Below are 11,220 nucleotides of genomic sequence, written 5' to 3'. Positions count from 1 at the left end.
AATCCTGAGGGTTCTGGACATTTGTTGTTGGCTTCTGGACAATTGCTGTGACTGCCGGGAGTTGCGTGCCATTCAGGGGAGGACGTGAAAGTGCCACGCATCAGCACTTACAGACTGCGAAACGTCGGGCTGCGTTATTCTCAAGAACCCGGCGCGCGCATTCCGTTTCCCGAAGTCCTGGAAATGGCGGGGGCACCCGTTGATATCGGCGATAGCCCCGACGCAACTGTCGAGCTGCTACATGAGGCGGGCGCAGTTGAAACTGCCTGCCGGGTTTTGGAAGACAAAACTTTTGCCGCGCGCGTTGGGCTTTCGGCGCAAGGTCCCGGAACGCTTTTGGCTTACATCGTTCGTGCAGCCGAAACGATCGAAGACGCGCTGGCGCTTACGCAACGTTTTTACGCAATGCAAGACCCTGACTTGAGTCTGGACGTGGTGGGGGCGCCCGACGAGCCAAGGATCACTCTGGAGAGCAATGTAATCCCGGCACATCAATATCCTCGTCATCGCGAAATGCTGATATTCGGCCTTTATAAGCGAGTTCAACAAATCACCTCTGGCGGGCTTGCCCCGATCTCTATCGAGTTGGAAACGGACGACGACGAGCACTGCCGCCGGCTGACCGAATTGGCGGGATGTGAAGTCGTAGGCTTCAGGTCTGGATACGCCTTGGCCCTGCCCACAAACGGCATGAGTTTTAAGATACCAACGGCAGACCCCACCTTATTGGGACATTTACGAAGGCACGGAGAAGAGCAACTGAAGGCGCAGCCTGATGCAGTCCGTAGTCTGTCCGACCGCATAATGGATATGCTCGGCGAACGTCTTCCCGGACCGATACCAAACGGCGACGATATAGCCGGAGAACTTGGCCTGACGCGTCGGACCATGACACGGCACCTGTCGGCCGAGGGAACAAGCTTTAAGGCTCTTCTGGAAGGTGTGCTGTGCGACCTGTCCAAACGCATGCTGCGTAGCGGTGAGGGTGTTGCCCGTGTTGCCTTCATGCTTGGATTTGCGGATCAGGCCGCCTTTTCGGTGGCGTTCAAGCGCTGGACAGGTGAAACGCCTGCCAGATTCCGTAAAGCTGGCCGCTAGAGGGACTGGCACCGGGGATCGAAAGATGTCCAAGATCCACAAAACCTTGTCCCGTCTCCAAAAGAAAGCGGGCCATCGGGTCACCTAGTTCAATGGCACACAGCAGCCACGGTGGTTGCTAACCCAGAACAAGGATGAACCCTATGAAGACCTCGAAGAAATTCATTATCGCCCCGATCTCAGGCGCACTTCTGATCACCATGGCGGCAACAGCTCATGCTGACTACGTCACCGACAAGGCGATCAAGGGTGCAGTTGTCGGCGCCACTGTCGCCGGTATCGCAGGCGAAAGCATCGTAGGTGGCGCGGCCGCTGGTGCCGCAGTCGGAGCCGTAGGCGGCGCGATCCAAAAGGACAATTTCGAAGACGCGCAGGACGAAGCCCAGGAGCGTCGCGACGACTTTAAAGAAGAACACAAAGACTGGAACGACTAAGACACCACCCCCAGTGAAGCAAACAAGGAGAAACACAGCCGAACAAACCCGACCGGTCAGCATGCGCTGTTAGCATCCAGACGCAGTTTGACTGACCATCCCGCACAGAACTCGCACAGTTTCTGATAGCTTGCCATCCAGCTCACAAACGAGCCGGGTGGCAACTTTGTTTTGAGCCCTCGAACGCAATTGTTTCCTGAAGGCGCGGTTTCAACTTTCAGCCTCAGTCCCAGCCAATGGGAACTGGGTTTTGTCCAAAACCCAAAAACAACCGTCCAGAACCCAAATGAACTGAAACAGGCAACAACCCAAATCCGGCTCATCTGAATGACATCGATGAGCTGGCAGCCGAGGTACTTCTGTTCACTGCCGCACTTTGCAACCCAATGCCAAAGGAAACGGCAATGAACTTATTCGCAAACTTTGACGCAGAGACTCTGGCACGCATCCAGTTTGCCTTTACTGTGTCGTTTCACATCATCTTCCCGGCCTTTTCCATCGGCTTGGCGAGCTTCTTGGCCGTCCTCAATGGCCTCTGGTTGTGGCGCAAGGACAAGGTTTACCTCAACCTGTTCAACTACTGGAAAAAGATCTTCGCAGTTGGTTTTGCGATGGGTGTCGTGTCCGGCATCGTGATGTCGTACCAATTCGGTACGAACTGGAGCACATTCTCGGATACCGCAGGCCCTGTAATCGGGCCCTTGATGGCTTACGAGGTCATGACAGCCTTTTTCCTGGAGGCAGGCTTTCTCGGCATTATGCTTTTCGGTCGCGACCGCGTCGGTCCGAGCTTGCACATGATGGCCACAGCGATGGTCGCTCTTGGCACTCTGATATCGGCTACGTGGATCTTGTCAGTCAATTCTTGGATGCAAACCCCAGCTGGGTTTGACATCAACGAACTGGGGCAGTTCATTCCCGATGACTGGTGGTCGATTGTCTTCAATCCGTCCTTCCCCTACCGCCTGACGCACATGGTTCTTGCCGCCTATCTCACCACTGCTTTTGTGGTGGCCGGGGTTGCGGCGTGGCATTTGCTGCGGCGCAATCGCACGGCTGAGATCACCCGAATGTTCTCGATGGCAATGTGGATGGCCGTTCTAATCACCCCTCTGCAGATCGTTGCCGGCGACCTTCATGGTTTGAATACGCTGGAGCATCAGCCGCAGAAAGTGATGGCGATGGAAGGTCACTTTGACAGCCACCCCGAAGGTGCACCGCTAATCCTGTTCGGCATTCTAAACGAAGATGAAAAGCGCGTGGACTATGCCATCGAAATCCCGAAACTATCATCGCTGATCCTGAAACATGACCCCAACGCGCCGCTTGACGGGCTGGACACTATCCCCGACGACGAAGAACCCCCGGTCGCGATCGTATTCTACAGCTTCCGCATCATGCTCGCCATCGGCTTTGCCATGCTGGGTATCGGCTTGTGGTCGCTTGTTCAGCGGGTTCGCGGCCGTCTCAACGACGATCGCTGGTTGCAGAGGACATCCGTTCTATTGGCACCCAGCGGGTTTGTCGCGGTACTGGCCGGTTGGATCACCACCGAAGTGGGGCGCCAGCCGTACACAGTTTACGGGCTGATGCGGACTTCGGACTCACTCTCACAAGTGGATGCACCTTCTGTTGCCGCGTCTTTGATAGCGTTCATCGTAGTGTATTTCGCCGTGTTCGGAGCGGGCACGTTCTACATGCTGCGCCTCATGGGCAAAGCACCCGCCGAAGGTCCTCGGGAAAATTACAGAACTATTGAAATCCCGACTATGGCGGAGGCGGCGTAATGCTTGAACTCTCGACAATCTGGGCAGGCATAATAGCGTTTGCCGTTTTAACCTACGTGATCCTGGACGGTTTCGATCTTGGAATTGGAATCCTCTTTCCATTCGCGAAAACCGACAAAGATCGGGATGTTATGATGAACTCAGTCACTCCGGTATGGGACGGGAACGAAACCTGGCTGGTCATGGGCGGCGGAGGTTTGTTCGCTGTTTTCCCGCTGGCTTATTCCGTGGTGATGCCCGCGATCTATTTGCCCGTTATCATCATGCTTCTTGCGCTTGTTTTCCGCGGTGTCGCCTTCGAATACCGGTGGCGAACGGTGCGTGGGCGCTGGCTGTGGGATGTCGCGTTTCACGGCGGTTCAACCGTGGCTGCCTTCTGCCAAGGCATCACGCTTGGCGCGCTGGTCCAGGGCATTCCGGTCGAAGATCGGCTGTACGCAGGTGCACAGTGGGATTGGCTGACGCCGTTCTCTGTCCTATCGGGTGTGGCCTTGGTGATCGGGTATGCCTTGCTGGGCGCGACCTGGCTCAATATGAAAACAACGGGCGGAATACAGCACCAGATGCGTTCCTATGCACGTCCACTGATGCTCATGACGCTCGGGTTGATTGGCCTCGTCAGTCTTTTGACCCCGTTCCAAGATCCGATCTATCTGATCAGATGGTTTTCGTGGCCCGGTGTAGTTTTCTCTGTGTGTGTGCCGGCTGTTGTTGCTCTCATTACTTGGATGCTTCATAGCGGCCTGAAGACACAGCGCGACTATCAGCCCTTCTTCTGCGCCATTGCCTTGTTCGTCGTGTGCTTCATTGGCATTGGGATCAGTTTCTATCCCTATATGCTACCCCCAAGCCTCACGATTGCCGAAGCCGCAGCACCTGACAGCAGTTTGGCTTTCGCTCTGGTCGGAGCCGTCATTCTGCTGCCTGTGATCCTTGCTTACACCGCCTACACGTACTGGGTATTCCGCGGAAAGATCGATCCAGAGGAGAGCTTCCATTGAAACTGATAAAGCAAGTTTTCTGGTTCGGCGCGATATGGTTCGGCAGCGTCTTGTGCCTAGCCAATGTCGCTTACGTTATCAGGTTGTTCATCACCTAAAATTGCAAAGATACCAATGCTCGCGCGTCGGCATGTCCAGCTCGCGCAAACATTAGTCCAAGCGCCGAAAGAAACCCCGTTCCAGCTCACCAGACTTTCAATAACACGCGGCTGGCTGGGTCGTCTCAAACTTAACAATGCAAGGGGGCTGTAATGCTTTCTCGTCAAAAACAAATGTCTGTGAAGTGGGATCAGATTGACCCGGCTCTGCCCACTCTACCTAAGCAACAAAAGCTGGGCGATAGCCGCTCGTCTGGCATGTTGCCAAAGCTATTCACAGGGCTCCTTGCAGCAGGGTTTGCGACCTTCGTTCTATTGCCATTCACTTCGGCCCTTACAGGAACTGTTACGAAAGACCTCTTCCCAATTGTCCACATATTGCTCGTCCTGCTCTCTGCGCTTGTCGTCTTTGCTTCCACAGCCGCAATAGTACTGAAAGGATCAACACTGCGAGCCGTCCTTGGGCGAGGATTGGCCTCTCTCGGTGCAGCGCTTATCATTTCGCCCGTAGGGCTTTCGATCCTGTTCGCATTATACCTGAAAGACTGGGTATCGATCGTAGTAGACACGTCTATCGAGCAGGCGGGAAGAACAGCGATATCCCTGTTTGGCGGTATCTTCGTTGCCAATGCCCTCGCTATGGGATTGGCGTTTGGATGTTTGTCTCTGCTACTTGGGATCAGGCTAATGCAAAATCGTCCAAAACCACTCGCTTCGCCTTAGGCGAGTAAACTTTCGTTTTGGGCTCAACGCGGTCATCTGACAAAAAATGTCGGATGACGGCTTTGCGGACAAAGCCGCCGTTCAGTTTTTGGGTGGTTCGTACGGATCAGGCGTTCCCGGTGGGATTGGAGGGTGTTCCTCGAAGGTTGCAATGTGCTCCTGCAACTGCGGCAGCGCCTTTTCGGCTGCCCATGTGTGCGGGAAGAGTACGCTTTCACGCTCGTGTGGATCATTCAAAAGGTCTTGTCAGAAGAACTTGGGTTGAGCGGGGCAGGGGTGTTGCGCAGCTTTTTCTCATGACCAGACCTGCCTCTTTCAAGTACTTCAAAACCAATCCCGAGATTATCCGCTTGGCGCTGATGCTGTACATCCGTTTCCCGCTCTCGCTTAGGAATGTCGAAGATCTGCTGCACGAACGCGGGATCGACGTGAGCCACGAAACTATCCGGTATTGGTGGAACAGGTTTGGCCCGACGTTTGCTGCTGAGATCCGAAGAAAGCGTGTTCAGCAGCTGCGCGCAGTCTCTAAATGGAAGTGGCACCTGGACGAGGTTTTCGTGAAGGTAAATGGTAAGCGGCATTATCTTTGGCGGGCCGTTGATCACGAAGGCGAGGTGCTGGAAGCAATCGTCACCAAACGCCGAAACAAGCAGGCTGCACTGAAATTCCTCAGGAAATTGATGAAGCGATACGGTAAAGCGGAAAACGTCGTCACGGATCGCTTCGCCTCATACAGAACCGCGCTCAGAGAGCTGGGCGCGCTCGAAACACAAAAGACGGGCAGGTGGCTCAACAACCGCGTCGAGAATTCACACCTTCCTTTCCGACGACGCGAACGCGCGATGCAACGTTTCAGGCGCATGCGAAGTTTGCAAAAATTCGTCTCCGTCCATTCCTCCGTCTACAACCAACTCAACCAGGAGAGATCGCTGACCAGCCGAGATACCTTCAAGCTGACCCGCGCCGCCGCTCTTAGCGAGTGGCGTCAACTTTGTTCCGGATAGGTTCGCGGTTTCCGAGGCAAACTGAGACTGGTTCGAATTAGTCTGACAGCACCAACTGCTGCAATCTGACCTAAAGCAGACACTGGTCTAAACTTCAGGCTGTGTATGGACTTCTTTCTTCTCTGACAGAGTTAATGCATTGTGCATGAGCATGTTTCGGGGATTGCATGAAGATAGACGAATACGATTTTGTCATTGTTGGCGCCGGTTCGGCCGGCTGTGTCGTTGCCGAAGGATTGAGTCGCGATCCGTCAGTTTCTGTCTTACTTCTCGAAGCCGGGCCAATTGACCGTAACGTCATGATACAAATTCCCGCCGGAGTTTATCGGGCCTTCCGAAACAAACGGATCAATTGGAATTACGTATCGGAACCCGAAGCCGGGTTGAATGGCCGCCGGATACCAACCCCGCGAGGGCGAGTTGTGGGAGGGTCTTCTTCGATCAATTCAATGGTCTATATGCGTGGCCATCCAGACGATTTTAACCGCTGGGAGCGCGATCATGGACTTGCGGGCTGGGGGTATGCCGACTGCCTTCCTTATTTCAAGGCAGCCGAAAGCTATGATCAAGGAGCCAATGATTGGCGAGGAAACTCGGGCCTTCTAAAAGTAACGCGCACAGATAACACTGACCCACTATACGACGTTTTTCTTGAGGCTGGCGCACAAGCCGGACAGGGAGCAAGTGATGATCTGAACGGCCAGCATCCTGAGGGCGTGGCGCGCTATGACGCTACGAAAAGCCGCAATCGCAGGTGCAGCGCCGCAACAGCTTACCTGACCCCGGCATTACGGCGCCCGAACCTTAAAATGCAAACTGGAGCCCATGTCGAAAAACTGGAAATTCGCCGTCACCGCGTTGAGGGTGTGACGTTCCAGCTGGCTGGGGAGCATAAGACTGTAAGGGCGAAACGAGAAGTTGTCTTGTGTGGCGGAGCGATCAACTCGCCTCAATTGCTCATGTTGTCCGGTATAGGTCCGGCGGATCATTTGCGTGATTGCGGCATCCAAGTTCTTGCTGATTTGCCTGGCGTTGGCCAAAATCTTCGGGATCATGCCAAGATAAAGCTGCAGTTTACCTGCCGCAAACGGCTTGCATTTCACCGCATCGGCAATCCTTTAGTCAGGGCGACCGCAGGGGTGCAATGGGCCCTGACCGGCCAGGGCATCGCTACGTCCAACATATGGGAAGCGGGTGGCCTCATACGCAGCAATGATGATGTTTCCCATCCCAATCTTCAGTACCATTTCGCCCCCTTGGGATTTACGGTTCAAGGGGATCGTATCACGATCAATCAGGCGTTCTCAGTCAACGTAGATCATGCAAGACCACGAACGAAAGGCTACATCGAACTTAACCGCACCACGCCTCGGGGACCACCAAGGTTGCATTTCAATTATCTTGCCGACCCCGACGACCTGCGCGAAATGGGAGAAGGTGTGCTCCGCGCGCGAGAGCTTGTGGCGCAACCGGCCTTTGACGAATTTCGCGGCGCGGAAATGACTCCGGGTGCCGATTGTCGAACAAGTGAGGATATCGAGGCCATGTTGCGCGAGAGAGTGGAAACCGCTTTTCATCCCTCGTGCACCTGTCGGATGGGCCATGATGGACTGGCGGTGGTTGATAACAAATTTCGTGTGCACGGAATTGAAGCCTTGCGCGTAGTGGATGCTTCGGTTTTGCCAGAGATTACAAGCGCCAATCTCAATGCACCTACGATGATGATCGCGGCCAGGGCTGTGGATTTCATGCGGAGTGCACCACAGTTGAAACCGATGCACGAAGAGGCGGTCCGCACAGGTAAGGAGCGCGCGCGATACAATTCTGTTGAATGTTGACTCAGGCTTTCTGGTCGCTGACAGCACACTGGGCATCTAAGCTGACTTTTGCGTCAACTGTAGCGAATTTACGCTTCGTCCCCCAAACTGTGAGTTCGGACAGCACCATAGCGCGCAATCGCAGCGAAAGACCGGTAACCGGATTGCGGCTGCAGCATCGTGAGGGTGGGACGAAGGTCCGGAAAGGGCCGTGAGACTCAGTTGGGGCGGGCAGCAGCGCTGCCTGCCCTGGAACAATACCTGTCCTCTCATGCCGAGGCTGTCTTGGGGCCATCTGCCTTCAACAGCCGTGCAAAGATCATCACATGCGTGACCAAAAGTACCGGCACAAAGAATGTTGGAATGAACCAAGTGGGGCCAAAGTAGTTAATTGCCTCGGCCTGGCGCAAGGCGTTCACCAGATCGACAGTACCAAGGATGTTGAAACCCCACACCAACGGAAGGGCAACCACTGATCTCCATCGCAAAGCGATAAGCGCGGCGATTGCCAGAAACGCCGAGAGTAGATCGCCATAGCTGGCGCTGGTTGCGAACACCTCGGGCAAACCTCCGTTGTTGAGATTTGGTACCATGAAGCTCATTCCGATGTGTCGGAAAGCATGCGGCAGCAGCAGCATTGAGAGCGCCGCAGCCACCGACAGCCGTGCAAGCCAAGGTGCAACGTACCATGCCGCGATCAGAGCAAAGACAAAGAGACTCATCGCGAATTGAAGAAGGAATATCACTGTGGGGGTCATCTGATCGATCCTTTCGATATGCGTCTGTTTACGTGAATAGGGGGTGGGCAGACCTTCATGCTCGAGCCGCAGTTTGCGATACGCTCGCCTCGGCCCGGATCGTCCCCAGTGAAGCGGCAGGAGTAATCTCTTGGGCTTTTCCAGTGGCGACATCGTAAAGCAAGGCCGAGACGGTGATCGCGTCCGGTACCTCCGGTGCTGCCGCTAGACGCTTGATGTCTGCCGAAAGGTCGCTTTCCTGATCCGTGATCGCGTATTCGGATACGTCAATCCCAAGCTTTTTCAACAGCGCGTCCTGAAGGTCCGGATTAGACAGCCGCTCGGCTCCACATTGTGTGTGCTGCATCAGGATGACGTTGAACCCCTGTTCGCGGCCCTCCGTCATAGCGCTCACAAGAAAGGCGAGGGTGGCGATTTCTTCGATTGCGGCGCGCGTAACCCGTCCGCCATTGTTTCGGATCACAACCGCGTCGCCAAGCTCCAGTCCGAGGATGTGCGCGGGATCGACCCGGGCATCACCGCAGGTCAGAACAACCGTTCGCAACTTTGGCAGGATCGGCAGGTCAGCACTGTCAAAGCCCGCCGCGAATTCCTGGTTTCGGGTGATGAGTTCGTCCTGAACGTTCATGAAGAGGTCCTTTCGTCTTGGGGGGCAATCCTTCGTCGTTTGCGGTCTCAGGCAACACGCTTCGGTTCGGTTTGTACGTCCTTGGGTTGGTGCTTTTCTGTCCAGGCCGCATTGTCCTGACAGTACGAAGCGGGTGAGAGCTGCACGTAGTCTCGCTGCTTCTGAGCGTGATCAAGATCGAACGGGCGCGTCGTGAGAATCTTCAGGAAAATGCCGATCGCGCCTATGCTGCGGGACAGGCTGCGCACCAGGTCGGGTTGTTCAGCGACCTTGCGCCGTACAATGCTTTCGAAGGCTTCAGGTTCGTGTCCGCTGACTTGGAACACATCTTCGGTTGGGGCATTCACCGCGAAGGCGCCTCGCCGGTACTCTTCTGAATAGATTGCAAGCTGGGTGACTGCCGCTTCCGAATAGTTTGCAGGGCGAAGGGCTTTCAGCGCCTTGACCATCATTCGTTCGGAAATATCGGCATAGCGTACCCGCCGCCCCAGCGCGCGGCCCATTGCTTCGGCGATCTCGTTGGGCGACAGCAGCGTTGGACCCGTGGGACGATAAGTCTTGCCTGCATGGTGTGCCGGATCCGTCAAGGCACCGACAACCACGCGGGCAATGTCTTCGTTTGAGGGGGCGGCATTCTTCTTCACGTCGCCGTCGCCGAGCGGCATCGTGAACTTCCCAAGATGGGCCGCCATGCCCAGTACCATCAGGTAGTTTTCGGCAAACCAGCCGACATTCACCGTGGTCACAGACATCTCGGGACGCATGCCGATCAGGATATCGCCCAAGTATACTTCACGTGTAAACAGTGATGGGTGATCTACGCTCGAAAGCCATTGGCTAAGTGTAACGACGTGTTCGACCTTTGCTTCGTAAGTCGCAGCGGTGAAGACCGCACTGAAGTGCAGCCCATTGGGTGCTGTGGGAGCGCATTGATACGCCCGCTGCACGCCTTTCATCGCCGAGCGCATGTCGCTCAGGGAATACTGGTCACCCACGAATAGTTCAGCGCCCGCGCGTTCGAGAATATCAGAGCGATGATCCCTCTGCCGTATGAAAGCGCGGACAGGATAGGCTTTGGCTCTGAGCTGAAGCGCGACTTGCAGCCCGGTCTTACCGCTTGCGCTGGTGACGAGGATCTTAGGCTTGGCAGGCACGGGCGCACTCCTTTAGATGATGCTTGCAATCTATAATTTAGATGATACATGTAATCTTAATTGTCAACCCCGCCTAGGAGCGCGAAAATGCCGAGAATGTCGGAAGCGGAAAAAAAGCGCAGTCACAACAGGATCCTGGATGCTGCAGCACAGTTGTTCCGCGAACGCGGGGTCGAAGCGACAAGCGTCGCTGACGTCATGAAGGCAGCCGGAATGACACATGGTGGTTTCTACCGGCACTTCGAGTCGAAAGAGGATTTGATCGCGACAGCCTTCCGGCACGCGATCGACGATGTTGTTTCAGGCATGGAACGCGAGGAATCCAACGAAGGGCGAGGGAAGGAACGCCAGGACTACATAGCCAAGTACCTGTCCCAAGCTCATGTTCAAGACAGTCGGCATGGATGCCCGTTGGCGGCGATGGGAACCGAGCTTGCCCGCACCAAGGGCGCATCTCGGCACGCGGGCGCTCAAGCTTCGGATCGCATGGCGGCCCTTTTGCGGGACACGCCGGAAACCGGCTCGGACCAGGGCCTGGCTGCGATGGCACTCCTGATGGGTACGATCACTCTGGCTCGTTTGGCAGGAACTGAAGAGGAGGCGGACCGAGCTCTGGAGGCCGGACGCACTGCCATAGTTTTGCTGCAGGATCATTGGCCGAAAGGCAGGTCTTAAACTGCGGCAGGGTATTCCGCGAGATTGGCGGCTATGTTGTGCG

12 protein-coding genes are annotated in these 11,220 nt (G+C 55.4%); 9 read left to right on the top strand and 3 right to left on the bottom strand.

The genetic code is table 11. The features are described from left to right. Window positions 1-84: 84 nt before the first annotated feature. The 8 genes from ACR0LY_RS06085 (at window position 85) to ACR0LY_RS06050 (ending at window position 7,983) form a co-directional block, all read left to right on the top strand. Complete coding sequence (locus ACR0LY_RS06085; protein ID WP_480640638.1) at window positions 85-1,098, top strand: helix-turn-helix domain-containing protein; 1,014 nt, start codon at window positions 85-87, stop codon at window positions 1,096-1,098. Window positions 1,099-1,241: 143 nt separating this feature from the next. Next, window positions 1,242-1,532, top strand: a complete 291-nt coding sequence (locus ACR0LY_RS06080; protein ID WP_058283947.1) for a glycine zipper domain-containing protein — start codon at window positions 1,242-1,244, stop codon at window positions 1,530-1,532. Window positions 1,533-1,936: 404 nt separating this feature from the next. Further along, window positions 1,937-3,319, top strand: coding sequence for a cytochrome ubiquinol oxidase subunit I (locus ACR0LY_RS06075; RefSeq protein ID WP_217360538.1), 1,383 nt, complete (start codon window positions 1,937-1,939; stop codon window positions 3,317-3,319). Beyond that, window positions 3,319-4,320: a cytochrome d ubiquinol oxidase subunit II gene (gene cydB / locus ACR0LY_RS06070; protein WP_170348196.1), complete on the top strand. Its 1,002-nt coding sequence runs from the start codon at window positions 3,319-3,321 to the stop codon at window positions 4,318-4,320. Before ACR0LY_RS06075 ends, cydB begins: the two co-directional genes overlap by 1 nt. Beyond that, window positions 4,317-4,418 carry a DUF2474 family protein gene (locus ACR0LY_RS06065; RefSeq protein WP_170348197.1) on the top strand — a complete coding sequence of 34 codons (102 nt, stop codon included), beginning with the start codon at window positions 4,317-4,319 and terminating at the stop codon, window positions 4,416-4,418. Before cydB ends, ACR0LY_RS06065 begins: the two co-directional genes overlap by 4 nt. A 153-nt stretch (window positions 4,419-4,571) precedes the next feature. Further along, the gene (locus ACR0LY_RS06060; protein ID WP_170348198.1) at window positions 4,572-5,141 is read left to right on the top strand and encodes a hypothetical protein; all 570 of its coding nucleotides are present in this window, start codon (window positions 4,572-4,574) and stop codon (window positions 5,139-5,141) included. Between the two features lie 296 nt (window positions 5,142-5,437). After that, on the top strand, window positions 5,438-6,145 hold the full coding sequence (locus ACR0LY_RS06055) for an IS6 family transposase (protein ID WP_170348199.1): 708 nt from the start codon (window positions 5,438-5,440) through the stop codon (window positions 6,143-6,145). A 167-nt stretch (window positions 6,146-6,312) separates the two neighbouring features. Further along, window positions 6,313-7,983, top strand: coding sequence for a GMC family oxidoreductase (locus tag ACR0LY_RS06050; RefSeq protein WP_174820407.1), 1,671 nt, complete (start codon window positions 6,313-6,315; stop codon window positions 7,981-7,983). A 248-nt stretch (window positions 7,984-8,231) separates the two neighbouring features. Here the strand turns inward: ACR0LY_RS06050 and ACR0LY_RS06045 are convergent, their stop codons facing one another. Genes ACR0LY_RS06045 through ACR0LY_RS06035 form a run of 3 tightly spaced genes read right to left on the bottom strand, consistent with a single transcriptional unit; the run spans window position 8,232 to window position 10,502 of the window. After that, window positions 8,232-8,720 carry a hypothetical protein gene (locus ACR0LY_RS06045; protein ID WP_170348200.1) on the bottom strand — a complete coding sequence of 163 codons (489 nt, stop codon included), beginning with the start codon at window positions 8,718-8,720 and terminating at the stop codon, window positions 8,232-8,234. Between the two features lie 55 nt (window positions 8,721-8,775). Further along, window positions 8,776-9,348, bottom strand: coding sequence for a carbonic anhydrase (locus ACR0LY_RS06040; protein WP_170348201.1), 573 nt, complete (start codon window positions 9,346-9,348; stop codon window positions 8,776-8,778). Window positions 9,349-9,395: 47 nt separating this feature from the next. Beyond that, on the bottom strand, window positions 9,396-10,502 hold the full coding sequence (locus ACR0LY_RS06035; protein WP_170348202.1) for an NmrA family NAD(P)-binding protein: 1,107 nt from the start codon (window positions 10,500-10,502) through the stop codon (window positions 9,396-9,398). 87 nt (window positions 10,503-10,589) lie between these two features. Here ACR0LY_RS06035 and ACR0LY_RS06030 point away from each other — a divergent pair, with 87 nt between their 5' ends. Then, window positions 10,590-11,177, top strand: a complete 588-nt coding sequence (locus tag ACR0LY_RS06030) for a TetR/AcrR family transcriptional regulator (protein WP_170348203.1) — start codon at window positions 10,590-10,592, stop codon at window positions 11,175-11,177. The last annotated feature ends 43 nt before the right edge of the window (window positions 11,178-11,220 follow it).

The sequence above is a fragment of the Ruegeria sp. BC5 genome (genome assembly GCF_056539205.1).
The sequence above is the reverse complement of the archived record's forward strand: the minus strand, read 5'-3'. Positions and strand labels throughout refer to the sequence as shown.